At 67.4% G+C, this 25,031-nt stretch carries 26 protein-coding genes, 1 tRNA gene and 1 other RNA gene; 11 read left to right on the top strand and 17 right to left on the bottom strand.

All coding sequences use genetic code 11. The annotated features are described in order from the left end of the window. Positions 1 to 47: 47 nt before the first annotated feature. Together BEP68_RS06530 and BEP68_RS06525 are read right to left on the bottom strand one after the other, a co-directional pair. Positions 48 to 398 (bottom strand): hypothetical protein, encoded by a 351-nt coding sequence (locus BEP68_RS06530; protein WP_187249540.1) that lies wholly within the window; start codon positions 396 to 398, stop codon positions 48 to 50. Beyond that, the gene (locus BEP68_RS06525; protein WP_187249539.1) at positions 395 to 916 is read right to left on the bottom strand and encodes a hypothetical protein; all 522 of its coding nucleotides are present in this window, start codon (positions 914 to 916) and stop codon (positions 395 to 397) included. Before BEP68_RS06525 ends, BEP68_RS06530 begins: the two co-directional genes overlap by 4 nt. Before the next feature lie 77 nt (positions 917 to 993). Between BEP68_RS06525 and BEP68_RS06520 the strand changes: the two genes are divergently transcribed. Next, a complete protein-coding gene (locus BEP68_RS06520) occupies positions 994 to 1,923 on the top strand; it encodes a hypothetical protein (RefSeq protein WP_187249538.1) in 930 nt (309 codons plus the stop codon). 67 nt (positions 1,924 to 1,990) lie between these two features. On the opposite strand, the gene ilvC is transcribed toward BEP68_RS06520, so the two are convergent. From ilvC to BEP68_RS06485, 7 genes are all read right to left on the bottom strand, one after another. Further along, complete coding sequence (gene ilvC, locus BEP68_RS06515; RefSeq protein WP_261987737.1) at positions 1,991 to 3,178, bottom strand: ketol-acid reductoisomerase; 1,188 nt, start codon at positions 3,176 to 3,178, stop codon at positions 1,991 to 1,993. Next, on the bottom strand, positions 3,066 to 3,575 hold the full coding sequence (gene ilvN, locus BEP68_RS06510) for an acetolactate synthase small subunit (RefSeq protein ID WP_056278631.1): 510 nt from the start codon (positions 3,573 to 3,575) through the stop codon (positions 3,066 to 3,068). Before ilvN ends, ilvC begins: the two co-directional genes overlap by 113 nt. Positions 3,576 to 3,577: 2 nt before the next feature. Beyond that, positions 3,578 to 5,380 carry an acetolactate synthase large subunit gene (locus BEP68_RS06505; RefSeq protein WP_053095859.1) on the bottom strand — a complete coding sequence of 601 codons (1,803 nt, stop codon included), beginning with the start codon at positions 5,378 to 5,380 and terminating at the stop codon, positions 3,578 to 3,580. A gap of 61 nt (positions 5,381 to 5,441) precedes the next feature. Continuing rightward, the gene (gene ilvD / locus BEP68_RS06500) at positions 5,442 to 7,160 is read right to left on the bottom strand and encodes a dihydroxy-acid dehydratase (RefSeq protein ID WP_053095858.1); all 1,719 of its coding nucleotides are present in this window, start codon (positions 7,158 to 7,160) and stop codon (positions 5,442 to 5,444) included. 9 nt (positions 7,161 to 7,169) lie between these two features. After that, positions 7,170 to 7,964 carry a trehalose-phosphatase gene (otsB, locus tag BEP68_RS06495; protein ID WP_083569323.1) on the bottom strand — a complete coding sequence of 265 codons (795 nt, stop codon included), beginning with the start codon at positions 7,962 to 7,964 and terminating at the stop codon, positions 7,170 to 7,172. 63 nt (positions 7,965 to 8,027) lie between these two features. Next, positions 8,028 to 9,437 carry a trehalose-6-phosphate synthase gene (locus BEP68_RS06490; RefSeq protein ID WP_056278630.1) on the bottom strand — a complete coding sequence of 470 codons (1,410 nt, stop codon included), beginning with the start codon at positions 9,435 to 9,437 and terminating at the stop codon, positions 8,028 to 8,030. 51 nt (positions 9,438 to 9,488) lie between these two features. After that, on the bottom strand, positions 9,489 to 10,760 hold the full coding sequence (locus BEP68_RS06485; protein ID WP_072591164.1) for an MFS transporter: 1,272 nt from the start codon (positions 10,758 to 10,760) through the stop codon (positions 9,489 to 9,491). Between the two features lie 237 nt (positions 10,761 to 10,997). Here BEP68_RS06485 and BEP68_RS06480 point away from each other — a divergent pair, with 237 nt between their 5' ends. Beyond that, positions 10,998 to 11,279 carry a hypothetical protein gene (locus BEP68_RS06480; RefSeq protein ID WP_053095855.1) on the top strand — a complete coding sequence of 94 codons (282 nt, stop codon included), beginning with the start codon at positions 10,998 to 11,000 and terminating at the stop codon, positions 11,277 to 11,279. Positions 11,280 to 11,282: 3 nt separating this feature from the next. Here BEP68_RS06480 and BEP68_RS06475 read toward each other — a convergent pair whose 3' ends face one another. Genes BEP68_RS06475 through BEP68_RS06465 form a run of 3 tightly spaced genes read right to left on the bottom strand, consistent with a single transcriptional unit; the run spans position 11,283 to position 13,934 of the window. Continuing rightward, on the bottom strand, positions 11,283 to 12,512 hold the full coding sequence (locus BEP68_RS06475; protein ID WP_261987736.1) for an acetyl-CoA C-acetyltransferase: 1,230 nt from the start codon (positions 12,510 to 12,512) through the stop codon (positions 11,283 to 11,285). After that, positions 12,509 to 13,159, bottom strand: coding sequence for a CoA transferase subunit B (locus tag BEP68_RS06470; protein WP_187249537.1), 651 nt, complete (start codon positions 13,157 to 13,159; stop codon positions 12,509 to 12,511). Before BEP68_RS06470 ends, BEP68_RS06475 begins: the two co-directional genes overlap by 4 nt. A gap of 1 nt (position 13,160) precedes the next feature. Next, positions 13,161 to 13,934: a CoA transferase subunit A gene (locus BEP68_RS06465; protein ID WP_187249536.1), complete on the bottom strand. Its 774-nt coding sequence runs from the start codon at positions 13,932 to 13,934 to the stop codon at positions 13,161 to 13,163. Between the two features lie 106 nt (positions 13,935 to 14,040). Here BEP68_RS06465 and BEP68_RS06460 point away from each other — a divergent pair, with 106 nt between their 5' ends. The 3 genes from BEP68_RS06460 to BEP68_RS06450 are packed head-to-tail and all read left to right on the top strand — an operon-like array spanning position 14,041 to position 16,526. Then, on the top strand, positions 14,041 to 14,826 hold the full coding sequence (locus BEP68_RS06460) for an IclR family transcriptional regulator (RefSeq protein ID WP_053095854.1): 786 nt from the start codon (positions 14,041 to 14,043) through the stop codon (positions 14,824 to 14,826). Positions 14,827 to 14,865: 39 nt separating this feature from the next. Further along, positions 14,866 to 15,303, top strand: coding sequence for a MarR family winged helix-turn-helix transcriptional regulator (locus tag BEP68_RS06455; protein ID WP_187249535.1), 438 nt, complete (start codon positions 14,866 to 14,868; stop codon positions 15,301 to 15,303). Further along, a complete protein-coding gene (locus tag BEP68_RS06450) occupies positions 15,300 to 16,526 on the top strand; it encodes an MFS transporter (protein ID WP_315985282.1) in 1,227 nt (408 codons plus the stop codon). The genes BEP68_RS06455 and BEP68_RS06450 overlap by 4 nt, the downstream gene beginning before the upstream one ends. A 99-nt stretch (positions 16,527 to 16,625) precedes the next feature. On the opposite strand, the gene BEP68_RS06445 is transcribed toward BEP68_RS06450, so the two are convergent. Continuing rightward, a complete protein-coding gene (locus BEP68_RS06445) occupies positions 16,626 to 17,024 on the bottom strand; it encodes a protease inhibitor I42 family protein (RefSeq protein ID WP_187249533.1) in 399 nt (132 codons plus the stop codon). Between the two features lie 122 nt (positions 17,025 to 17,146). Further along, positions 17,147 to 17,219, bottom strand: a tRNA-Lys gene (locus tag BEP68_RS06440). A 145-nt stretch (positions 17,220 to 17,364) separates the two neighbouring features. Here BEP68_RS06440 and hisN point away from each other — a divergent pair. Both hisN and BEP68_RS06430 read left to right on the top strand, forming a co-directional pair. Further along, a complete protein-coding gene (gene hisN, locus BEP68_RS06435; RefSeq protein WP_056278626.1) occupies positions 17,365 to 18,162 on the top strand; it encodes a histidinol-phosphatase in 798 nt (265 codons plus the stop codon). A 21-nt stretch (positions 18,163 to 18,183) separates the two neighbouring features. Beyond that, complete coding sequence (locus BEP68_RS06430) at positions 18,184 to 18,747, top strand: hypothetical protein (protein WP_056279038.1); 564 nt, start codon at positions 18,184 to 18,186, stop codon at positions 18,745 to 18,747. Positions 18,748 to 18,750: 3 nt separating this feature from the next. On the opposite strand, the gene BEP68_RS06425 is transcribed toward BEP68_RS06430, so the two are convergent. Further along, a complete protein-coding gene (locus tag BEP68_RS06425; protein ID WP_187249532.1) occupies positions 18,751 to 19,065 on the bottom strand; it encodes a hypothetical protein in 315 nt (104 codons plus the stop codon). A gap of 88 nt (positions 19,066 to 19,153) precedes the next feature. Between BEP68_RS06425 and BEP68_RS06420 the strand changes: the two genes are divergently transcribed. After that, complete coding sequence (locus tag BEP68_RS06420) at positions 19,154 to 20,008, top strand: transposase (protein WP_187249531.1); 855 nt, start codon at positions 19,154 to 19,156, stop codon at positions 20,006 to 20,008. 125 nt (positions 20,009 to 20,133) lie between these two features. Beyond that, a complete protein-coding gene (locus tag BEP68_RS06415) occupies positions 20,134 to 21,498 on the top strand; it encodes a DUF1524 domain-containing protein (protein ID WP_187249530.1) in 1,365 nt (454 codons plus the stop codon). A gap of 103 nt (positions 21,499 to 21,601) precedes the next feature. On the opposite strand, the gene ssrA is transcribed toward BEP68_RS06415, so the two are convergent. Next, positions 21,602 to 21,971: a transfer-messenger RNA gene (ssrA, locus tag BEP68_RS06410) on the bottom strand. 131 nt (positions 21,972 to 22,102) lie between these two features. Between ssrA and BEP68_RS06405 the strand changes: the two genes are divergently transcribed. Next, a complete protein-coding gene (locus BEP68_RS06405; RefSeq protein WP_187249529.1) occupies positions 22,103 to 22,774 on the top strand; it encodes an SIMPL domain-containing protein in 672 nt (223 codons plus the stop codon). A gap of 24 nt (positions 22,775 to 22,798) precedes the next feature. Here the strand turns inward: BEP68_RS06405 and hflX are convergent, their stop codons facing one another. Next, positions 22,799 to 24,310 carry a GTPase HflX gene (hflX, locus tag BEP68_RS06400; RefSeq protein WP_053095845.1) on the bottom strand — a complete coding sequence of 504 codons (1,512 nt, stop codon included), beginning with the start codon at positions 24,308 to 24,310 and terminating at the stop codon, positions 22,799 to 22,801. Between the two features lie 68 nt (positions 24,311 to 24,378). On the opposite strand from hflX, the gene BEP68_RS06395 reads away from it, so the two are divergent. Continuing rightward, positions 24,379 to 25,020, top strand: coding sequence for a class I SAM-dependent methyltransferase (locus BEP68_RS06395; protein WP_053095844.1), 642 nt, complete (start codon positions 24,379 to 24,381; stop codon positions 25,018 to 25,020). Positions 25,021 to 25,031 lie beyond the last annotated feature (11 nt).

Raw genomic sequence — 25,031 nt, 5'->3', positions numbered from 1 at the left:
ACTGTACCCGAGCGGCTCCGCTGCTCCGTGCCGTGTGACGCCGTCTGTCAGAGAGCGACGGTCACGAGATCGGACATGTTGAGGATGCTGTAGCCGATCAGGCTCAGCCAGAACACCGCCACGACGCCGAGACCCGCCAGCAGCACCAGAGCGAGCTCGCCCGCGCGTCGCCGTCGCCCGATCACGTACGCGAACACGAAGACGAGCGCCGGGAACACCACTCCGAAGAGAAGGGTCACCCAGCCGATGCCGGTGAGTCCGCTCTGGGCCATGGAGACGAGATGAGCGACGGCATTCCAGATCGCATAGGCGTAGAAGAGTCCTGCGACTCCGAGCACGAGTGCATTGAGCCACCGCGGGGAGGCGGAGGTCGCCGGAGAGGTCGACTGATCGGTCATGATCCGATCACCCCCACCGTCACGAAAGGCCAGGGCACGAGCAGCACGACTCCGAGCAGCAGCAGTCCGACCCGGACCCACGTCGCCTTCGCACGGGTCAAGACCCACACCGCGAGGAACCAGAGCGCGGGCGCCGCGACCGCGAGCACGAACCACGGCACGTACATGGAATCGGCCACGATCAGATTGGCCAGCGGCTTCAGCCGCAGCCCTCCGACGACCCAGCCGATGCTGTACAGGAGGTACACGCCGCCGACGACCCCGAGGGTCAGCAGCATCGCGGTGCTCAGGTGTGCTGATTCCTGCTCGTCCGGCATCGTGACGGTGCCGTCGGTCTCGACGCGACCGACGGCCTCGCTGCCGCGGCCGACGGCGTTCCAGCCGTCCGGCAGCGCCGCATCATCGGCGTGATCCCGCTGGGTGGACGCCTCGCTCTCAGAGCGCTTCGGAGTGCGCGCCTTCGGCGCGACGCCGTCGTCGCCGTCCCAGCTCAGGGCATCGTCGGAGTCGGAAGTCATGTCCCCAGCGTAGGACACGTCGTCCACTATGCTCGGGGGCATCTGGGCCACCGGGGCCCTCTCCGGAAGGGAAGCCAGTGGCCGAGCAGAACGACAGGGTCGACCAGAGCACACCGGGCGGAGCCGACGAGCCCGCCGCGGGATGGAAGCCGACAGCCGCGGCGAAGTCGCGGGCGACGACCTTCCGCTGGATCGCCGCGGTCCTGTGGGGTCTCGCCATCGCGGCCGAGGCGGTGTCGATCTTCTGGCTGCTCCGCCAGCGCGAGTACGTCGGCGAGGACGGCACGCTCGTGCGCGACCCCGACACGGGCCTCCTGGAGGAGCAGGGCGTCACGGCGCAGTTCCCGCAGTGGGCGTTCGTCACGCTTCTCGTCCTGCTCGTCGTCATCGCCGCGCTCGCGATCACCGGCTCGCTGCTCTGGAAGAAGGCGAACAGGCTCGACCCCGCGCGCCGATCCGAGACCGTGCGCTTCTTCGTGCAGAACCAGCTCGGCGCGATCATCGCGGTCGTGGCCTTCCTCCCCCTGGTGATCCTGATCTTCCTCAATAAGGACATGAGCAAGGGGCAGAAGACGACGGCCGGCATCGTCGGCGTGGTCCTCGCCCTGCTCGCCACAGTGATCGGTGTCGACTTCAACCCGCCGTCCGTCGAGAAGTACACGGCCGACCAGTCGGCGGTCATCCTGATGCTCGGAAAGGACGAGGTCGTGTGGGTCGACGGCGGTGCGGTCTACCACGTGTGCGATGAGGTCTCCGACATCCAGACCGGCAGCGAGAAGCGCACCGGCACCACGGCTGAGGCCGTGGAGGCCGGCAAGAGCCGCCTCACGCTAAAGTTCGCCTCCGAGCTGCGCACCTGCGGTCTCGCCGTGCCCGAGAACGCCGACGAGATCGAGGACGCGTTGCGCGAGATCCAGGGCGGAGCGGTCGACACTCTTCTGCCCGCGCCGGTATGGGCCGACCCCGCCGACGCCCCGATCGAGGTCGAGGAGGCTCCGGCGGAGTGACCCGCAGAACCGCGAGAAGGGGCCCGGTGCGATCCGCACCGGGCCCCTTCTCTTCGACCGTCTCAGATCAGCGCGCAGCGCTGCCGTCGACGTAGTCTTCGTCCTGCTGCTTCCATGCGAAGAGCGAACGCAGCTCCTTGCCGGTGGCCTCGATCGGGTGCGTCTCCTCCTTGGCGCGCAGTGCCAGGAACTCCTCCGCGCCGTTGTCCTGGTCGTCGATGAAGCGCTTCGCGAAGTTGCCGTTCTGGATGTCCGCGAGGATCGCCTTCATCGACTCCTTGACCTCGGGGGTCACGACGCGGGGACCCGAGACGTAGTCGCCGTACTCAGCAGTGTCGGAGACCGACCAACGCTGCTTCGCGATGCCGCCCTCCCACATGAGGTCGACGATGAGCTTCAGCTCGTGCAGCACCTCGAAGTACGCGATCTGCGGCTGGTATCCCGCTTCGGTGAGCGTCTCGAAGCCGGCCTGCACGAGGTGGCTGACGCCACCGCACAGCACGGCCTGCTCGCCGAACAGGTCGGTCTCGGTCTCTTCGGTGAAGGTCGTCTTGATGACGCCGGCACGGGTGCCGCCGATGGCCTTCGCGTACGAGAGCGCCGTGGCCCACGCGTTGCCCGATGCGTCCCGCTCGACGGCGATGATGTCGGGGATTCCACGGCCGGCGACGAACTCGCGACGGACCGTGTGACCCGGAGCCTTCGGGGCGACGAGGATCACGTCGACGCCCTCAGGAGCATCGATGTAGCCGAAGCGGATGTTGAAGCCGTGCGCGAAGGCGAGCGTCTTGCCCTCGGTGAGGTTCGGTGCGATCGACTCGCTGTAGATCGTGCGCTGGTGCTGGTCCGGCGCGAGGATCATGATGAGGTCGGCCCACTGCGTCGCGTCGGCGACGGTCTTGACCGCGAATCCGGCCTCTTCCGCCTTCGGCGCCGACTTCGATCCCTCCTTGAGGGCGATGGCGACCTCGACACCCGAGTCGCGAAGGTTCTGCGCGTGCGCGTGACCCTGCGAGCCGTAGCCGACGATCGCGACCTTCTTGCCCTGGATGATCGACAGATCGGCGTCTGCGTCGTAGAAGATCTCGGTGCTCACTGGTTTCTCTCCTTGATTGATGTTCGTGTACGTGTGTGAAATCTGGTCAGCCGCGCAGGACGCGCTCGGTGATGCTCTTGCCTCCGCGGCCGATGGCGAGGAGGCCCGACTGCGCGATCTCCTTGATTCCGAAAGGCTCGAGGGCGCGGAGCATGGCATCGACCTTGCCCCTGTCACCGGTGACCTCGATCACCAGCGCGTCGGAGGCGTAGTCCACCACAGACGCGCGGAACAGGTTCGCCACCTCGATGACGTTCGACCTGGTCGCGTTGTCGGTGCGCACCTTGACGAGCATGTGCTCGCGCTGCACCGAGGTCGGGAAGTCGAGCTCGACGATCTTGATGACGTTGATCAGCTTGTTGAGCTGCTTGGTCACCTGCTCGAGAGGAAGATCCTCGAGGTCGACGACGACCGTGATGCGCGAGATGCCAGGCACCTCGGTCACGCCCACCGCGAGAGAGTCGATGTTGAAGCCACGGCGTGCGAACAGTCCCGCGACTCGGGTCAGCAGGCCGGGGGTGTTCTCCACGAGGAGGCTCAGCACGTGAGTCGACATGGTCAGTCCTCCTCGTCGAATGCGGGCGCGTGCTCGCGGGCGTACTGGACGTAGCTGTTGCTCACGCCCTGGGGAACCATCGGCCACACCATCGAATCGGCGCTGACGACGAAGTCGATGACGACGGGACGGTCGTTCGTCTCGAGGGCGAGCTTGATCGCGGCATCCACCTCCTCCTCCTTCTCCACACGGATCGCGAGGCAGCCATATGCCTCCGCGAGCTTCACGAAGTCGGGGATGCGGACGGTGCCGTGACCGGTGTTGAGGTCGGTGTTCGAGTGGCGACCGTCGTAGAACAGCGTCTGCCACTGGCGCACCATGCCCAGCGACGAGTTGTTGATGATCGCGACCTTGATCGGGATGTTGTTGATCGTGCAGGTGGCGAGCTCCTGATTGGTCATCTGGAAGCAGCCGTCACCGTCGATCGCCCACACCACACGGTCGGGCTCGGCGACCTTCGCGCCCATCGCAGCGGGAACCGAGTAGCCCATGGTTCCTGCGCCCCCGGAGTTCAGCCAGGCGTTGGGGCGCTCGTACTTGATGAACTGCGCAGCCCACATCTGGTGCTGTCCCACGCCCGCGGCGTAGATGCCCTCCGGCCCGGTCAGCTCACCGATCCGCTGGATCACGTACTGCGGCGCGAGGAGGCCGTCGGTCGTCGGCGCGTACCCGAGCGGGAACTCGTTGCGCAGCCCGTCGAGGTACGACCACCACTCCTCGGTGTCAGGGGTCGTGGTGGTGATCGCGGTGCGGAACGCCGACTCGAGATCGACCAGCACGTCGCGGACGTCGCCCACGATCGGCACGTCTGCGGTGCGGATCTTCGAGATCTCGGCCGGATCGATGTCGACGTGCACGACCTTGGCGTTCGGCGCGAAGAGCGCGGCCTTGCCGGTCACGCGGTCGTCGAACCGCGCCCCGAGGGACACGATCAGGTCGGCCTCCTGCAGCGCCAGCACCGCCGGAACGGTGCCGTGCATGCCCGGCATGCCGAGGTGCTGCTGGTGGGAGTCGGGGAATGCGCCGCGAGCCATGAGTGTGGTCACGACGGGCGCATTCGTGGTCTCGGCGAGGGCGAGCAGCTCGGCAGACGCGCGACCGCGGATCACACCGCCGCCGACGTACAGCACCGGCTTCTTGGCCTCGGCCAGAAGGGCCGCCGCCGCCTGGATCTGCTTGCCGTGCGCTTTGGTCACGGGGCGGTATCCGGGCAGGTCGTACTTCGGAGGCCAGACGAACGGCGCCATCGCCTGCTGGGCGTCCTTCGTGATGTCGACGAGCACCGGACCCGGTCGGCCGGTCGAGGCGATCTCATAGGCCGCCGCGATGGCGCCCGGGATCTCCGACGCATCCTTCACGAGGAACGAGTGCTTCGTGACCGGCATCGTGATGCCGACGATGTCGGCCTCCTGGAACGCGTCAGTGCCCATCAGCGTCGAGAACACCTGCCCGGTGATCGCGAGCAGCGGCACCGAGTCCATGTAGGCGTCGGCGATCGCGGTCACGAGGTTGGTCGCACCGGGACCCGACGTCGCGATGCAGACGCCGACCTTGCCCGAGGACGACGCGTAGCCTTCGGCGGCGTGCCCCGCTCCCTGTTCGTGCCGCACGAGGATGTGCCGCAGCTCGGCGGCGTCCATCAGCGGGTCGTAGACCGGGAGGATCGCGCCTCCGGGAAGACCGAAGACGTCCTTGACGCCGAGGAGCTCGAGCGTGCGGACCACGGCCTCGGCTCCGGAGATCTCCGGTGCGGCGGACTTGGGTGCGGGCGGCCTCGGCACAGCCGAGACGGTGTCAGCAGTCATGACACTCCTTCTGATGGTCTGTTGGCGACGTCGGAGGCTGGGATGCCGGAGCCGACGCGGATCAGCCGGTCGTCGCGCCCTCGGCAGCGGACCGCACGAGACGCGAGTACTTGGCAAGAACGCCACGGGTATAGCGCGGGGGTAGCGGCTCCCAGCCAGAGCGGCGGGAGGCGAGCTCCGCCTCGTCGACGAGTAGGTCGAGAGAGCGAGCTGCGATATCGACCCGTATCAGATCACCATCGCGCACGAAGGCGATAGGACCTGCGTCCACCGCTTCGGGTGCTATGTGGCCGATGCACAGGCCGGTTGTGCCGCCTGAGAATCGTCCGTCAGTCAAGAGTAGTACATCTTTTCCGAGCCCCGCGCCCTTGATGGCCGCGGTGATGGCGAGCATCTCGCGCATACCGGGTCCGCCCTTCGGACCCTCGTAGCGGATGACGATGACGGTGCCCGCCTCGATCTCGCCGTTGGCCACGGCGTCCATGGCCGCGCGCTCGCGCTCGAACACCCGGGCGGAGCCCTCGAAGACGGCCGCGTCGAAGCCCGCGGTCTTCACGACGGCACCCTCGGGCGCGAGCGACCCGTGCAGGATCGTCAGGCCGCCGGTCGCGTGGATCGGGTTGTCGAAGGTGTGGATGACCTCGCCGTCGATCGGCTGCGGGTCGAGGTCCGCGAGGTTCTCGGCGAGCGTCTTGCCCGTCACGGTGAGCGCGTCACCGTGCAGCAGGCCCTCGTCGAGCATCGCCTTCATGATCACGGGGATGCCGCCGTGGCGGTCGACGTCGTTCATGACGTACTTGCCGAACGGCTTCATGTCCGCGACGTGCGGCACCTTGTCGCCGATGCGGTTGAAGTCGTGCAGGCTCAGCTCGACCTCGGCCTCGCGCGCGATCGCGAGCAGGTGCAGCACAACGTTGGTCGAACCGCCCAGGGCCATCGCGAGGGCGATCGCGTTCTCGAACGCCTCCTTGGTGAGGATGTCGCGGGTCGTGATGCCCTGGCGGAGCAGGTTGACGACGGCCTCGCCGGAACGGTGCGCGAAGTAGTCACGACGACGATCTGCGGCGGGCGGAGCGGCAGACCCGGGAAGGCTCAGGCCCAGGGCCTCGGCGACCGACGCCATCGTGTTCGCCGTGTACATGCCACCGCAGGCGCCCTCACCCGGTGCGATCGCGCATTCGATGCGCTTGAGGTCCTCTTCGCTCATGAGTCCCGCGCGGCAGGCGCCGACGGCCTCGAACGAGTCGATGATCGTGACGTCCTTCTCGGTGCCGTCCGAGAGCTTGACCCAGCCCGGTGCGATGGAGCCTGCGTAGAGGAACACGCTCGACAGGTCGAGCCGGGCGCTGGCCATCAGCATCCCGGGGATCGACTTGTCGCAACCGGCGAGCAGCACCGATCCGTCGAGTCGCTCGGCCATCATCACGGTCTCGACCGAGTCGGCGATGACCTCGCGCGACACGAGCGAGAAGTGCATGCCCTCGTGGCCCATCGAGATGCCGTCCGAGACCGAGATCGTGCCGAACTGCAGCGGGTACCCGCCGCCGGAGTGCACGCCCTCCTTGGCACCCTGCGCGAGCCGGTCGAGGCTTAGGTTGCAGGGTGTGATCTCGTTCCAGCTGGAGGCGATGCCGATCTGGGGCTTGTCCCAGTCGGCGTCGCCCATGCCGACGGCACGGAGCATGCCTCGGGAGGTCGTCGCCTCGATGCCGTCGGTGACGACGCGGCTGCGGGGCTTGATGTCGATGGGCGCGCTGGTGGAGGGATCATGCGAGGACATGACGGAAGTCTATTCCCGCCGGGAGGTGCGCTCGTCCGCGAGCGCCTCCAGAAGCAGGGCGATCTGTTGTGGGTTCTCCACACGAAGCTCGGCGGCGCTCTCCCCCGGTCCCACGCGGACGCCCAGATCGTCGCCGCTGAGCACGCGCATGGCGTCCTCGTCCGTGACGTCATCGCCGGCGAAAAGGATAGCGGTGGCGTCGAAATGCTCGCGCAGCGCCGTCATCGCGGCATCCTTGCCCTCGTTCCGCGACGAGAACTCGAGCACGCGGTGCCCCGAGCGGCGTCGCCAGTGCGGGAAGCGCTCCGCGACGAGTGCATCGATCTCGGCGAACACCGCCTTCTCGACCTCGGGTGTGGCCGTGCGGGTGTGCACACCCATTCCGAAGGTCTTGGGCTCGAGCTCCGCCCCCTCGTATCGATCGATGATCGGCCGCGCGGCCTCCCACAGCTCCTCTCGCGACCCCTCAGCGGTGTCGCCGTCGGCCTCGTTGGCGCCGACCCCGGGATACCAGTACTGCGCACCGTGCGATCCGGCCAGCGCGATCAGCGAGTCATCCGTGTGCTCGGTGATCACCCGCAGGTCGTGCATGCTGCGCCCGGAGACGTAGGCGACGACCGTGTCGGGGAGCGCCGCGAGACGGGCGACCTGCACCGCGACCTCGGGCAGAGCCCTGGCGGCCATCGGATCGGGGACGAGCGGAGATGCCGTGCCGTCGAAGTCCAGCGCGACGATCAGTCTGGGTGTGGCGGCGATGGCGCTCAGCGCCGGGTCTGCGGCTCCGGGGGTCCAGCTACGGGTCACAGTGTCTCCAATCGAGGCGGTGTCCTCCCAGTATGACCCGGCGGAACGGTGCGACCCGGCCGATCAGCGTCCGCGGACGTCCGCGAGTGCGCGCAGGAACGACGACGACCACGCGTTCACGTCGTTCTCCAGCACGCGACGTCGCAGCGACCGCATCCGCTTGCCCTGCTCAGCGGGCGTCATGGTGACCGCGGTCATGATCGCGTCCTTCAACCCGGCGATGTCGTGCGGGTTGACGCGCACCGCCTGCCGCAGCTCGTCGGCGGCGCCCGTGAACTCGCTCAGCACGAGCACCCCGCGATTGTCGGCCCGCGTCGCGACGTACTCCTTCGCGACGAGGTTCATGCCGTCGCGCAGCGCGGTCACGAGCATGACGTCGGCGGCGAGGTACAGTGCGACCATCTCCTCGCGCGGGTAGCCCTGGTGCAGATAGCGGATGGCGGTGTGCCCCATGGTGTCGTGATCGCCGTTGATGCGCCCGACCGCGAGTTCGATCTCATCGCGAAGATGCACGTACGCGTCGACACGCTCTCGGCTCGGACTCGCGACCTGCACGAAGGTGACGTCGTCGACGCTCAGCTTGCCGTCTTCGAGGAGCTCGCCGTACGCCTTGATGCGATGCCGGATGCCCTTGGTGTAGTCGAGGCGGTCGACGCCCAGGAGGATCTTCTTCGGGTTGCCGAGGCTCGCTCTGATCTCGGCCGCGCGCGCTCGGACATCGGGGCGTGCCGCGAGCTCGAGGTACGGAGCGGTGTCGATCGAGATCGGGAAGGCCCGAGCGACGGCGGTGCGCGTGCCGCCCCCCTCGGTCGGGATGGTGACCGCCGACCCCTTCACCTCGTGACGCAGACGACGGCGCACAGCGGTCAGGAAGTAGGTGGCGTCCTGTGCGCGCTGGAAGCCGATGACATCAGCGCCGAGCAGGCCTTTGAGCACCTGATCACGCCACGGGAGCTGGGCATAGAGCCCGTGCGCAGGGAACGGGATGTGGTGGAAGTAGCCGATCGTGACATCGGGCCTCAGTTCGCGGATCATCTGCGGCACCAGCTGCAGCTGGTAGTCGTGCACCCAGACGGTGCCGTCCTGTGCGACGACGTCGGCGGCTGCCTCCGCGAAACGGCGGTTGACCTTGACGTACGCCTCCCACCATTCGCGGTGGTACTGCGGCGGCGCGATGACGTCGTGGTACAGCGGCCAGATCGTGTCGTTAGCGAAGCCCTCGTAGTAGTCGGCGACCTCCTCGGCGCTGAGCGGCACCGGGATCAGGTCGATGCCGTTGATCTCGAATCGATCCAGCTCGACATCCGGCTGGCCGGCCCACCCGACCCAGGCTCCGCGCGCACTGCGCATCATCGGCTCGAGTGCGGCGACCAGACCGCCCGGGGAGGTCCGCCACTCCTCGTCTCCGTCAGGACCCACGACCCGGTCGACGGGAAGTCGGTTGGCGACGACGACGAAATCTGCGACTGACATGGGTGAGTGCTCCTGACGATGCAGTGGGGGTGCTCCTCAGGCTACAGAAGCTCAGACCGAGGCTACGCGAGGTCGGGTGCCGCTCAGCCACCAGTTGACAAGCCCGGCGACGAAGGCTATCGCCGCAGAGATGATCGGCAGCACGAGAGCGCTGGTCGTTCCCGCGCTCTCGGCGAGCTCTCCCGCCACGGCCGCGCCGAGGGACTGGCCGACGACGATCCCCGAGCCGAGCATCGTCATCACGGTCGCCGAGCGCCCCAGAGGGCTGCGCGCAGCCCCGAAGCTGTACTGCGTGACGAGGGTCGGGCCGATGCCGATCCCCATGATCCCGAGAGCGATCATCATGGTCGCCGGCGAGTCGACGAGGAGCAGCAGCAGGCTTCCGCCGAGCAGGATGCCGGCGAACAGCAGCCAGCGCGCGCGGAGCGAGAACCGCACCGGGAGCCACGCGACGCCGAGCGCGAGAATCGCCGACCCGACGCCCATCACGCCGTAGAGGAGCCCTGCCTGTTCTGCGGCGCCGCGGTCCGCCATGAAGGAGGTGAGCGATGTGAGCATCGTGCCGAAGAACATGCCGACGCCGAGGATGCCGACGACGACGATCAGGAGACGCGGGCTGAAGAGCTCGGTCACGGCCGACGGCGCCCGCCCGTCCTCGCCTCGGTGCACCGAGACGACACGCGCGCTCGGATGCAGGGCGAACGCGCCCACGAACACGACCGTGAGCACCGCCGCACCGATGAGCGGGGCCCACGGCGCGATGGCGGAGGCGAGGATGCCGACGATGAACGGGCCGAATACGAACACGGTCTCATCGGCGGCGGACTCATACGCCATGGTCCCTGAGACGGTGCGCGTGCGCGCCGCCTCAGGCATCCGATCGGCGATCATCGTCACGAGTCTGGATCGAGACATCGGAGCGACCTGCGGAGCGGTGGCGCCGATGCCGAACGCGGATATCAGCACCAGCGCGTCCGCTCCCCCCGTGTAGACGACGACGGTGAAGAGCACCAGCATCGCCCCGTTGGCGATCGCCAGGATCAGCAGCACCATGCGCTGTCCGAACCGATCGGCGGCGGCGCCGAGCAGAGGTCCGAAGCATGCTGTGCCGAGTCCGACGGCCGCGGAGGTGAGTCCGCCGAGCGAGAGCGAACCGCGCGCCGAAACGACGACCGTGAGCACTCCGACGACCATCATCGCGAACGGAAGCCGGGCGATGAACGCGATGATGAAATACGGGAGCCCCGCGATGCGGAGCAGTCCTCGCTCCTCAGCCGCGGGGATCGGGGCAGGGTGCTCGGGAATGGGAGTTGCGTGTGTCATGGGCTCTCGCGCGTCCGCGGACGCGGGGTCGGGTGCCGCCGCTGTCCGCCGGGAAGCCGGCGGCCGGTAGATACACGGATTGCGGCCGCGGACCAGCCGCGACCCTTCCATGGTAGCGCGGTCGACGGAACGACGCCTGGGTTCCCGGGCCGCCTCATCGACGGACGGCTCTGACAGATTCCCCGCCGAGTTGTCAAGGCGGGGCGCGACGCAGCCGTCGACAGGTAGCGTGAAGTCATGAACTACCTCTCGGGCACCGGAATCGTCGGCGCGATCATGACGGGCGTCACTCTGCTCCGCGGATCCCGCGACACCAAGATCACTTGGCGCTCCGCCCTCGCGTGGGTGAGCTGGGGAATCACGCTCGCGCTGTCGATCGGCGCTGTCATCGACACCCGCCGCGCGAAGCAGGGTCGCCCCGTGTCGCCCGATTCGCCGGTCTATGCCAAGCAGCAGAAGGAGCGCGAGAAGGAAGCCAAGAAGCAGCGCTCCGAGGGCGTCAAGCCGATCAAGCGCTGAGTCTCAGCGAGTGAGGATCAGCGCCTCGCCCTGACCGCCTCCTCCGCACAGCCCCACAGCCGCGACACCGCTTCCTCTGCGAGCGAGTTCGTGTGCCATGTGGACGACCAGACGTGTGCCTGACGCGCCGATCGGATGACCGATCGCGATGCCGCCGCCGTGGACGTTCACGATGTCGCTGGAGAGCCCGAGCTCGAGCTGCGATCGGGCGACGACCGCTCCGAAGGCCTCGTTGATCTCGACGACATCGAGGTCTGCGGCCGTGATGCCCTGCTTCTCGCACGCGCGTTCGATGGCCCGTGCGGGCTGCGCCTGCAGCGAGTTGTCCGGCCCTGCGGTCTGCCCGCTGGCGCCGACGGTGACGAGCACCGGCCAGCCTCTGGTCGCCGCCGTGGCGCGGGTCGTCACGACGACCGCCGACGCTCCGTCGGAGATCTGAGACGAATTGCCGGCCGTGATCGAGCCGCCCTCGGCGAACGCCGCCCGAAGGCCCGCGAGAGACTCGACGGTCGTGTCGGGCCTGATGCCCTCATCGGCGGTGACGAGCGTCGGCTCCCCCCGCCGCTGGGGAACGGCGACGGACACGATCTCATCGTCGAAGACGCCGGCGGCCTGAGCCGCCGAAGCACGCTGATGCGACAGCGCCGCCACCTGATCCTGAGCCCCGCGCGTCAGCTCGTAGCGGGTGTTGTGGCGCTCGGTGGACGCGCCCATGCTCTCTTTGTCGTACGCGTCGGTGAGGCCGTCGTGGGCCATGTGATCGAGCACCTCCACGCTGCCGTACGTCCATCCGTCCCGCGACCCCATGAGCAGGTGCGGAGCCCTGGTCATGGATTCCATGCCCGCCGCGACGACGACCGCCGCGTCTCCCGTCCGGATCATCCGAGCCGCGTCGATGATCGCCGTGAGACCTGAGAGGCACACCTTGTTCACGGAATGGGCGGGAACGTCCCAGCCGATACCGGCTCCGATCGCCGCCTGTCTCGCTGCGTTCTGTCCCGAGCCGGCCGCGAGGACCTGGCCGACGATCACGGCGTCCACGTCCGAGGGATCGATGGACCCCTGTTCCAGGGCACCTCGGATCGCGAATGCGCCGAGCTCCGGCGCGCTGAAGCTCGCCAGCTGTCCCTTGAGGCGGCCCTGGGGAGTGCGTGCCGCGGCGACGATCACGACGTCCGCGTCGCTCGAGTGGTCTGGGGCGTTCATCTCCGCCTCTCCGTTCTGTGCGTTCATCGGTCGTGCAGTTCTTCGGGGACCGTGAGTGTCGGCTCCGTCGCCGCCACGACCTGCTCCACCGTCACGCCCGGTGCGAGCTCGACGAGCGAGAGACCGTCCGGTGTCACGTCGATCACCGCCAGGTCGGTGATGATGCGATCGACGACCCCGCGGCCTGTGAGTGGAAGCGAGCAGTCGTGCACGATCTTCGCCGATCCGTCCTTCGCGGTGTGCTCCATCAGCACGATGACGCGCGCGGCACCATGCACGAGATCCATCGCGCCGCCGGGTCCCTTCACCATCTTGCCCGGGATCATCCAGTTCGCGAGGTCTCCGGTGGCGGACACCTGCATGGCGCCGAGGATCGCCGCGTCGATCTTGCCGCCTCTGATCATGCCGAAACTCGTCGCGGAGTCGAAGTACGCGGCACCGGCCAGCACCGTGACGGTCTCTTTGCCGGCGTTGATCAGGTCCGGATCCACCGCGCCCTCGTGCGGGTACGGTCCGACGCCGAGGATGCCGTTCTCGGATTGCAGCACGACGGTCACGCCGTCGGGCACGTGGTTCGGCACGAGCGTGGGCAACCCGATGCCGAGGTTGACATAGGAGCCGTCCCGCAGCTCTGCGGCAGCGCGAGCGGCCATCTCATCGCGTGTGAGCGCCATGTCAGGCTCCTTCCGGCGTGACGGTTCGACGTTCGATGCGCTTCGGGATGTCGGTGCCGACCTCGACGACGCGGTGCACGAAGACGCCCGGCAGATGGACGCGGTCCGGATCCAGCTCCCCCGGTTCGACGAGCTGCTCCACCTGCGCGATGCAGATTCGTCCGGCCATCCCCGCGAGCGGGTTGAAGTTGCGCGCCGCCTTGTTGAAGATCAGATTCCCGTGCCTGTCCCCCGCCAGCGCATGCACCAGCGCGAAATCGGTGGTGATGGCCTCTTCGAGCACATACTTACGCGGCCCTGCCGCGGTGTCGAAGGTACGAACATCCTTCACCGGAGACGCCACCGCGATGCTGCCGTCGGGGTTGTAGCGTCGCGGGAGCCCACCCTCGGCGACCTGCGTGCCGACGCCGGTCTGGGTGAAGAATGCGGCGATCCCAGACCCTCCCGCCCTGAGCTTCTCGGCGAGGGTTCCCTGCGGTGTCAGCTCGAGCTCGAGTTCGCCGGAGAGGAACTGCCGTTCGAACTCCTTGTTCTCCCCGACGTAGGACGAGGTCATCTTGCGGATCCGGCGAGCGGCGAGCAGGATGCCGAGCCCCCAGTCGTCCACTCCGCAGTTGTTGCTGACGATGCTGAGCCCGCTCGTGCCCCGGGCGAGCAGTGCGTCGATGAGCGCAGTCGGATTCCCGGAGAGCCCGAATCCTCCGACGGCGAGAGACGCACCGTCCTCGATGTCTGCGACCGCTTCTTCGGCGCTCGCCCACTGTTTGTCGATCACGCATGCTCCTTCGAATGACGCTCGTTCCTTCAGCATCCGCTCTCCGGCATCCTCGAGGGAAGAACACTCTTGCGATGTGGACACATCAACGAATAGCGTCCACATTATGGAACCCTCCGCCTCGATTCCCGGAACGCAGGCGATCGCGCGCGCCGCGAAGCTCTTGAGGCTCGTGACCTCCAGCGGCCACGACGGTGCGTCGCTCCAGGAGCTGTCCGCGTCCGCCGGGTTGTCCCGCTCGACCGCGCATCGCCTGCTCTCCGCACTTCGCGCCGAGGGTCTGGTCGACCGCGACGAGTCCTCCACTCGCTGGATGCCCGGGCCGGAGCTCTATCTCATGGGATCCGTCGCCGCAGCCCGCTACGACGTGACTGCACTGGGGCGTGATATCGTCCGCTCGCTCGCGGTCAAGACCGAGGAGAGCGCCTTCCTCTCGGTGCGCCGTGCCGATGAGACGGTGTGCCTCGTCCGCGAGGAGGGCTCCTTCCCGATCCGGTCATTCGTGCTGAGCGAGGGCGTGCGGTTTCCGCTCGGCGTAGCAAGCGCCGGGCTCGCCATCCTGGCATTCCTCCCTGACCACGATGTGGACGCCTATCTGGAACGTCATCCGGAGCTCGAGGCCAACTGGGGCAGATCTCACGGCGCCGCACCTCTGCGAACACGGCTGGCCGAGACGAAGGAGAGAGGCTATGCGGTGAATCCGGGGCTGATCGTGGAGGGCAGCTGGGGTCTCGGCGCGGCGGTCTTCGATCGCTCGGGTCGACCGGAATGGGCCTTGAGCCTGACCGGCGTGGGATTCCGCTTCGGCCCTGATCGGATCGGCGAGCTGGGCAGGACGCTCCTCGCCCATGCGCACCAGCTCTCGGCTCGGATCGCGGGGGCTCGGCGCTGACCCCGACTTATACATACCAGTGGGTATATACTTTCTGGTATGAATCGTCAGGATGTCATCCCCTCGCTCGTGCTCTCCGGGTATGCGCTCGGCCGGATCGCCGCACAGGACGCCGGCAATGATGCGCCTGCCGCGCAGTGGCGGGTGCTGAGTCTGCTCGAGCAGTCCGGGCCCAAGCGGGTCGGAGAGCTCGCGGCAGCCGCACGCACGACCCAGCCCGGGATGACCCGGCTCATCGGGAATCTCGAGCGCGAGGGATTGGTCCTTCGCTCCCCCGTCGCCGAGGACTCTCGCGCGACAGCCGTCGCCATCACCGCGGCCGGGTCCCACGCGCTGCAGTCATGGCGCGAAGAGTTCCGTGACACGCTCGCCCCTCGCTTCGCCGACCTCGACGGCGACGAATGGAGCATCCTGATGCGCGCCGCCGAGATCCTCGCGGCGCACACCACCACCGACTCGACAGGAGCAGCAGCGTGAACACCCCCGCCACCTCAGTGTGGAAGCAACCAGCCCAGGTCTGGGCCGTCGCCTTCGCATGCGTCGTCGCATTCATGGGCATCGGACTCGTGGATCCCATCCTCCCCGCGATCGCGGAATCCCTGCAGGCGACCCCGTTCGAGACGGAGCTCCTGTTCACGAGCTATCTCGCGGTTACCGGTCTCGCGATGCTCGTGACCAGCTGGATCTCGAGCCGCATCGGCGCCAAGAAGACGCTTCTAATCGGGCTGGCGCTCATCGTGGTGTTCGCCCTGCTCTGCGCGCTCAGCGGCAGCGTCGACGCGGTCATCGGCTTCCGCGCAGGATGGGGTCTGGGCAACGCGCTGTTCATCTCCACCGCTCTCGCGACGATCGTGGGCGCGGCGTCGGGGGGCAGCTCAGCTGCGATCGTCCTCTACGAGGCAGCCCTCGGGCTCGGTATCGCCATCGGTCCGCTTCTGGGCGGCCTGCTGGGCGAGCAGAGCTGGCGCGCCCCGTTCTTCGGAGTGGTGGTGCTCATGGCGATCGCCTTCCTCGCCGTGCTCGTGCTTCTGCGCGGACCCGAGAACAAGCGCGCGCCCATCCCGTTCTCGGCACCCTTCAGGGCCCTGGGTCGTCCTGCGCTCGCGATTCTCGCGATCGCGGCATTCTTCTACAACATCGGCTTCTTCATCCTGCTCGCGTTCTCGCCGTTCCCTCTGGGCTTCGGGGCCATGGGGATCGGCTTCACGTTCTTCGGCTGGGGCCTCGCCCTCGCCATCACGAGCGTCTGGGTGGCTCCCCTGCTCATGCGCCGGATGTCCCGCACGAGCGTGATCCTCACCGTCCTGCCGCTTCTCGCCGTGGATCTGATCATCGCCGGCCTGCTGGTCGAATCCGCCACTGCGCTGGTCGTGTGCATCGTCATCGGCGGACTGCTGCTGGGTGTGATGAACACCGTGCTCACCGAAGCGGTGATGGAGGCGACGGACCTGCCTCGCTCGGTCGCATCGTCGGCGTACTCGTCGGTGAGATTCCTCGGCGGAGCCATCGCGCCGCCCCTCGCAGCGGCTCTCTGGCACGCGTTCAACGCGACGATCCCGTATCTGGTCGCCGCTCTCGCCGTGCTCATCGCAGCGGCGACGATCTTCTGCGGCAGGAAGATCCTCGCGCACATCGACGACGAACCCGACGACGCCGCGATCGAGGACGCGCAGGCCATCCTGCTCGGCGACGCCGGGTGACACGCCAGCCTGCTGCGTTCGATGCCGTGGGGCGATGAGCGAGCTCTCAGAGCGCAGCAGGCCCACCGGCGGCGCTGTCATCGCAGTCGCCTGATCGACCTACTTGACGGTGACCGTGATCTCCGCGGTCTTCTGGTCGTCGAGGTCCTCGGGAACGGCGCCGCGGAATCGGTACTCGAACTGGATCACGGTGGTTCCCTCACCCACGGGCGCGAAGCGGTAGGTGAGCGCGCTCGGCGCTCCGGTCTCACCCTCCTCGCCCAGGTACCGCGACCGCTCGTCGCCCGGTCCGAGAACCGCCGGATCGGGCTCCCGCGTCAGCACCCACTCCTCACCGACGGTGGGATTGATGTCACCGAAGTCGACCACGAGCGCCTCATCCGGGGCCAGCGTCACCGAAGAGGCCGTGTAGTCGATGCTCGTCTCGAGCCCAGCCGAGCATGCGGTGAGCGGAAGACTGCAGACGGCCACGATCGCACCGACTGCGAGTCTCTTCACCCGTGCGCGCATCGCCACCCCTTAGCGTTTGCATCAAACTAGCGCACGGAAAGCGATGTCGGCGGCATCATCGCGACGCAGAAAAGCCCCGATGACTGGCGAGAGTCATCAGGGCTGATCCGTGCACCCCCTCGGACTTGAACCGAGAACCCACTGATTAAGAGTCAGTTGCTCTGCCGATTGAGCTAGAGGTGCGTGGCGCGGTATTCCCCGGCCGAGGAATTACATTACCAGCCGATCGCCGCGGTGCGAAATCGAGTCGGGTCCCACGTGTTCGCCGCGCGTGTCGCCCCGTGTCACGAGCCCTCGGGTCCCCGGGCGGGGCGGTTATCCTGGAGATGTGACCGCCTCCCCCCGCGTCGACGACTTCTCTCGCGACCTCGCACTCGCCCTTCGACTCGCCGACGCCGCAGATGCGCAGTCGCTCCCCCGGTTCGACAGCTCCGACCTGGAGATTTCGACCAAAGCGGACAATTCTCATGTCACCGATGCGGACCTCGCCACCGAGCGGGCGATCCGCGCCATCCTGTCGACCGAACGGCCCGATGACGGCATCTTCGGCGAGGAGTTCGGCGCCGAGGGCAGCACCCATCGGCAGTGGATCATCGATCCCATCGATGGCACCGCGAACTTCCTCCGCGGAGTGCCGCTGTGGGGCACGATGATCGCCCTCGCGGTCGACGGCGTACCGCAGGTCGGAGTGGTCAGCATGCCCGCGATCGGACGCCGCTGGTGGGCGGCGTCAGGGTCAGGGGCATGGACGGCGACCGATGCCGAACCGCGCCGCGTCTCGGCATCCTCCGTGTCATCTCTCGACGACGCGAGCGTGAGCTTCCAGAGCATCACCCAGTGGGCCGAGTCCGGTCACCTCGACCAACTGCTGAAGCTGGCCGACCGGGTATGGCGCGACCGTGCCTACGGAGACATCTACGCCTACATGCTCCTGGCCGAGGGGCGGATCGACATGGTCGCGGAATTCGGCGTCAAGGAGTACGACGTCGCGGCCGCAGTCCCGATCGTGCGCGAGGCGGGCGGTCGGATGACCGGTTTCGACGGCGCAGAGACGATCTCCGACCTCTCGGCGCTCGCCACCAACGGCATCCTCCATGACGCGTTCCTCGCACTTCTGCACGACTGACCCCCGATGAAGGCACGCGCGATGAACCGCTTCACCTCCGCCGCACTCGGTGCGCTCCTGCTCACCGTCGCGCTCGTCTCCTGCGCAGCGACGCCCGAGGGAGCGCCGTCGCCCACCCCCGACTCGCCGAAGCCCTCCCCCACGGCGACTGCGGAGCCGGCAGCCACTCCCACACCCTCCGCGGCGGTGGAGCCAGCCTGCGACACGATCGTCTCGGCCGGAACCGTGCAGGCACTCACCGATCAGGGCTGGACCTTCGAGGAGAAGGAGTTCGTGGTGGGTGGCGTGACGCTCGCCGACGGGCTCCTCTGCTTCTGGGCCGACTACAGCGTCGCCTCAGATCACGGTCAGCTCTACGGGTGGTCGACGATCAGCGCTGAAGACGCCACTGCCGCACAGACCTCCCTCCTCGGAGAAGGCTGGACCCGCGAGGACGGGCCCGACGGCATCTACATCACCGAGAACCCGCAGTTCGCGATGGGCACCGACGAAGACGGCTACGGCATGACGTATCTGTTCGGCGACGGCTGGGTGAAGTTCGCGGACACGCGCCAGGGCCTCATCCTGATCGAGTGGGCCGGCTGACGCTCACTCGACCGGAGAATCGATCACCTCGTCGACGAGGAAGATGCCGCCTGTCGAGTTCACCGACTGCATCAGATCGTCGATCCACCGTGGGTTCAGCTGAGGCTGCTCCGGCTCGTCGAAGGTGAAGCGCAGCGGGATGGACGGATGGATCCAGATGGTGGATCGCCCGCCGGGCTCTCCCTCGGGATGACGCCATGACAGGGTGAAGCTCTCCTGACGGCGGAGCTTGGTCGCGATGACGATCTTCAGATGCGCGAGTGCTCGATCCTCGATGTGGATCGGAACGTCCGACGCGCCATAGAACAGCGTTGCCATGCGAACCAGAATACTGGCGCAGGTGGCTCGGAACGCGCATCTGACGTGGCAGGGAGGAGCTCATCCTGCCCGGTGTATCGTCGCACGCATGGACTCCCCGCTCGCTGACATCGCAGTGGAGCTGTACACGGGGTCACCTGCAGAGTTCGTGAGCGCACGCAACGCGCGCGCCGCCGAGGCCGACGACGCGGGCCTCGCCGCGCAGATTCGCGATCTGAAGAAGCCGTCGGTCGCCGCCTGGGTGGTCAACGTCTTCGCACACGAGCGCGCCGCGCAACTCGGAGAAGCGCTTCAACTCGCCGAAAAGCTCCGCGAAGCTCAGGCGGACCTGGATGCTCGCGCGCTCGCGCAGCTCGGTCGCGACCGCCGCGCCCTCACGAGCCGACTCGCGGCAGATGCCGCTGCGCTCGCTGAAGCGCGCGGACAGCGCGTCACGGCTTCGACGAGAGAGGCGGTTCAGCAGACCATAAGCGCGGCCTTCTTCGATCCGACTGCGGCCGCCGCCGTCGCCTCGGCGAGGCTCGTGCGCGAGCTGGAACCGGCCGGCACGTTCGCCGACATCGCCGACACCCTCGTGGGTGGAGGCGCACCCGCACCACCCGCGATCTCGCCCACACCCGTCGACGAGGTGCGGTCACGCAGAGAGCGACGGGACGCGGAACGGGCCGTCAGAGAAGCCCAGAAGGCTCACGACACGGCGGCACGCGAAGCGGCGACGGCCGACCGAGCACTCCGCGATGCTGCGGTGAGGATCGAAGCCCTCACACGTCGTGAGCGTGAACTCGAAGCTGACCTGGCGAAGGTCCGACATGAAACGAAGCGCGCGCGAGAGGACGCCGAGGAGGCGAAGGCCGAACAGGAATCGCTCGCGCAGCGAGTGCGGGAGTCGGAAGAGCATCTCCGCACCGCAGAGGACGCTCTCGACCGGCTCACCACCGGCTGACCACCGACGCGGGAGGACGTGTCAGCGGACGCACGCGCCGTCGAACGACCTCGACAGCGTACCGGTATTCTGTGTGTATCCTGAGCGCGAGGCTCCACGGCGGAGCCGATTTCACAGGGAGTGGCATGCGCAATCGGTTCCTGAGTGCCATCCTCGTCGCGACCGCGGTCGTCGCAGGCTCGCTCACTCCGTCAGCGGCGGTGGCAGCGCCTCCGCCATCGACGGAAAGGGTACCCGTCGGCACGCTCCTCGATCAGCTGCGTGTCGAGGCTCCGTCCACCGTGAAGTACAACCGCGACCTCTTCTTCGAAGGCGCGGATCTCGACGGGGACGGATGCCGCACCCGTCAGGAGGTGCTGCTCGAGGAGTCCGACATTCCGACGACCGTCACCGGCGCGTGCACCGTCACTGGAGGTCAGTGGTTCTCCTACTACGACAACGTCACGCACATCGACCCCGCCGCGATCGAGATGGATCACCTTGTCGCGCTCAAGGAAGCGTGGGCGTCCGGCGCGTGGGCCTGGACCGACGCGCAACGACAGAGCTACTCCAACGACCTCGACGACCAGCGCACCCTGACCATGGTCACCGCCGCCGTGAACACCGCGAAGGCCGACAAGGATCCTGCATCCTGGTTGCCTCCATACCGGCCGATGCGGTGCACCTATGTCTCCGAGTGGGTCGCGGTGAAGTGGCGGTGGAACCTGTCCGTCGACCCCGTCGAGAAGAGCGCCATCCAGACGCTCCTCCAAGAATGCGGCCCCCAGTGGGACGCCTGGATGCCGGCGACGCCCACCGTCGGACGGCCCTCCGCGCCGCCGATGCCAGACCCCGTCGGCGTGTACCGGTTCTGGAGCCCCGTCTACCAGGGGCACTTCTTCACCACTGACCCGACGGAGCGCGATCAGATCATCGCCCGTTGGCCGAATGTCTGGACCTACGAGGGGCAGCGGTACACCGCGTTCACGACCCAGGTCGCCGGAACCATCCCGCTCTACAGGTTCTGGAGCAGCACGTACTCGGGACATTTCTACACCGCAGACCCCGCCGAGCGCGCGGCTGTCATCGCCAAGTGGCCGAACATCTGGAAAGACGAAGGGATCGCGTACTACGTCTACCCGGCCGACTCCACGCAGGCCGGCACCGTTCCCGTCGCGCGGTTCTGGTCGAACTCCGCGGCTCATCACTTCTACACCGCGGACGCGGCCGAACGAGATGCAGTCCTCGCCAAGTGGTGGCGGGTGTGGATCTACGAAGGCGACAACTTCCGAGTACCGTCCTCAGGCATCCCCGTCCCTCAGCCGCCTCAGCAACCTCAACCGCCTCAGCAACCGGGGAACCCCGGGGACACGCGGAATTGCACGGACTTCGCGAACTACGCTGCAGCGAAGGAATGGTTCGACCGGTTCTACCCCTACTACGGCGACGTCGCAAAGCTCGACTTCGACAACGACGGCATCCCCTGCGAGACCCTGCCTGGCGCGCCGTAGGCCGAGCCTGAGCCGCGTCGATTCCCGATCACGCACACAAAAGACCCGCCTCCCTTCGTGATCTTCACCAGGGAGGCGGGCCTTCTTGCTTGTGACAGCGACGTGGTGGAGCTGGGGGGAATCGAACCCCCGTCCAACGCTGAGTCTCCACGCCTTCTCCGGGCGCAGTCTGTGAAGACGTTCTGCTCGGCTCCGACCTTTGTCACAGACACCTAAGTCGACGAGCCCAGCCTGGGAAGAGTCCCACGTGACGTCCAGACGCCATCACGCAGCAAGATTCCTAAATGACGCCAGGATCCGTATCGGAATCACCTACGGCCTGACGGACTATCGGGCTCGCTTATGCAGCGAGGGCGAAGTCGTTGCGCTTGGTTTCGGCAACTATTTTTTTGCAGAGAGCGTTTACGAGATAACTCTGCATCCTCGGCCCGCTTCTCGTGGATTCACAGGCGCTGTCGAAACCGATCAGCCCCGTGGTCCTTCTCTCGAAGGAGCCGCTGTCACTCTGTGTACTTATCATCCCGGGAACCGGAGTCCCCGAGCCTCACAGACTACAACGTTCGCGAGGCCTTCGCCATTCCATGCCCTGGCGTAGAGTCACGACATGAGCGAAGTCACCGTCACCGTCCGCGGCGATCACGAGGCGCGAGTTGCGCCCGAGCGCGCCACCATCCACGTCAGTGTCCGCGCAGACGGCGCCGACCGCGCAGGAGTGGTCGATAGCGTGATGCATCTCACCGAGACGGTGCGCGAGAGCATCACCGCGCGGCTGGACACGGGCATCGTCGTCGACTGGTCCAGCAAGCGGTTGTCCGTGCGCGCCGAGCGCCCGTGGAACTCGGAGGGCACGCAGCTCGCGCCCGTTCACTACGCCGGCGTGGATCTGACTGCGACGTTCGCCGAAGCCTCGGCGCTCTCGCTCTGGGTGTCCGAGGTCTCGGCATGGGGCGGTGTCGAGGTCGGCTGGGTCGACTGGCACCTCACCGCCGAGACGAGGGCCCGGGTCGAACGGGAGGTCGCGGCGCAGGCCGTCGGAGCGGCCGTGACGCGCGCGCAGGCATACGCCACAGCGCTCGGACTCGGTTCCGTCGTTCCCGTCGAGATCGCCGATGTCGGGCTGATAACCCCCGCACCCGTTCAGCCGCTCGCGGGCATGCCCAAGATGCGCGGGGCGATGATGCAGGAGTCCCAGGACGTGGGCGGGCCGTCAATGGACTACGAACCCGACGAGATCCTCATCTCCGCAACGGTCGAGGCGCGATTCGTCGCGCGCTGAACCGCGCCCCGCACCGCAAAGCGGTCAGGCGTCGATCGCGAACGGCGCCAGATCGGCGGCAAGTCGCTCCGACACACGCGCGTGCACGACTGTGCCCTGCTCGCTGTGGTCCACCGCCAGCAGCATCCCGGTCTCGTGGATCGCCGCGACCAGATCACCCCTGTCATAGGGAACGACCGCGTGCACCTCCACGGCCGGCTTCGGAAGCGCCTCTTCGATCGCCGCTCGAAGCTCTTCGATGCCCTCGCCCGACCGGGATGAGACGAAATGCGCCGTGGGCTCGAGGCCTCGCAGCACGAGACGCTCGTCGTCGTCGATCAGATCGGCCTTGTTGAACACCACGAGCTCGGGCATATCACGCACACCGACGTCGCCCATGACGTCCCGCACGGTCTGCAGTTGACCGGCGGGGTCGGGGTGAGATCCGTCAACGACGTGCAGCACGACGTCGGCGTCGCCGACCTCTTCCAGCGTGGATCGGAAAGCCTCGACGAGCTGGTGCGGAAGGTTGCGCACGAAGCCGACGGTGTCCGTCAGCGTGTACACACGCCCGTCCGACGTCTCCGAGCGGCGGACCGTCGCATCCAGCGTCGCGAACAGTGCGTTCTCCACGAGCACCCCTGCGCTCGTGAGAGCGTTGAGAAGGCTCGACTTGCCGGCGTTGGTGTATCCGGCGATGGCCACGGAAGGAATCGTGTTGCGCTTGCGCTCGGCACGCTTGGCCTCTCGCGCCGGGCCGAAGTCACGGATCTGCCGACGAAGGAGCGCCATCTTGGTGCGGATGCGGCGACGGTCGAGCTCGATCTTCGTCTCACCGGGGCCACGGGAGCCCATTCCGGCACCGCCGGCACCGACCTGGCCACCCGCCTGACGGCTCATCGAGTCGCCCCAGCCGCGCAGGCGCGGCAGGAGGTACTCGAGCTGCGCGAGTTCGACCTGGGCTTTGCCCTCACGGCTCTTGGCGTGCTGGCTGAAGATATCGAGGATGACGGTGGTGCGGTCGATGACCTTGACCTTGACCACGTCCTCGAGAGCTCGTCGCTGGCTGGGGGCGAGTTCCGTGTCGGCGATCACCGTGTCCGCGCCCGTGGCCGCCACGATGTCCTTCAGCTCCTGCGCCTTGCCGCGCCCGATGTAGGTCGCGGCGTCCGGGTGCGGTCGCCTCTGCAGAACGCCATCGAGGACGACGGCTCCTGCGGTCTCCGCGAGGGCTGCGAGTTCGCGGAGCGAGTTCTCCGCGTCTTCCTGAGCGCCCTGCGGATACACGCCGACCAGCACCACGTTCTCGAGCCGGAGCTGGCGGTACTCGACCTCCGTGACGTCTTCGAGTTCTGTGGAGAGACCGCCGACGCGCCGCAGCGCATGACGATCCTCGAGGTCCCACTGGTCGCCGTCCGAGAACGCGTGTGACGCGGTGGACTGGTCCTGCAGCGCCTGAGCGGCGCCGAAGACTCGTGCCTCCGTCCGCTTCTCCGCATTCGCGAGAACGCGATCGACTGCTTCGTCACCGGTGGAGTGTGTGCTGGTCTCCGTCATCCGTCCCTTATCTCTGGGTTTTGTTGCGAGCCTTAACCTTAGCCCGCGCTGTCCGCTACGCTCACGGTATGGGGTCCGACCATTACTTCACCGCGGCCCCGGCAAGCCCCGAGAACCTGCGATCGATCCGTGTGACGCTCGCAGGCCGAGAGCTGGACGTCACCACTGCTGGCGGCGTCTTCAGCCCGGATCGGCTGGATGCCGGTACTGCCGTCCTTCTCGCAAACACGCCTCCGGTTCCGCCGGGAGGCCATCTTCTCGACCTCGGAAGCGGGTGGGGACCGGTCACGCTGTCGATGGCATTGGCCGCGCCCCATGCGACCGTGTGGGCGGTCGATGTGAACGAGCGGGCTCTGGATCTCGTGCGTCGCAACGCCGCGGCTCATGGTCTCAAGAATGTCAACGCCTCACTGCCCGAGGATGTTCCCGCTGACGTGACTTTCCGCTCGATCCGCTCGAATCCTCCGATCCGCGTCGGCAAGAACGAGCTTCACGGCCTGCTCGAGAAGTGGATCCCCCGCCTCGACGAGCGCAGCGACGCGTGGCTCGTCGTGCAGCGCAACCTCGGCGCGGATTCGCTGCAACGGTGGATCGGCTCGACGTTCCATCCTGGTTTCAGCGTGCACCGCACCGCGACCTCCAAGGGCTATCGCATCCTCAAGGTGCGCAAGCACGGCACCCCACCCACCGAGCCGATCGCTCTCGTCTGACCTCTCGCCGC

Origin of the sequence: Microbacterium sp. 4-7, from assembly GCF_014332665.1 — a bacterium.
Classification (GTDB): Bacteria; Actinomycetota; Actinomycetes; order Actinomycetales; family Microbacteriaceae; genus Microbacterium.
This window is presented reverse-complemented; position numbering and strand designations above follow the sequence as displayed.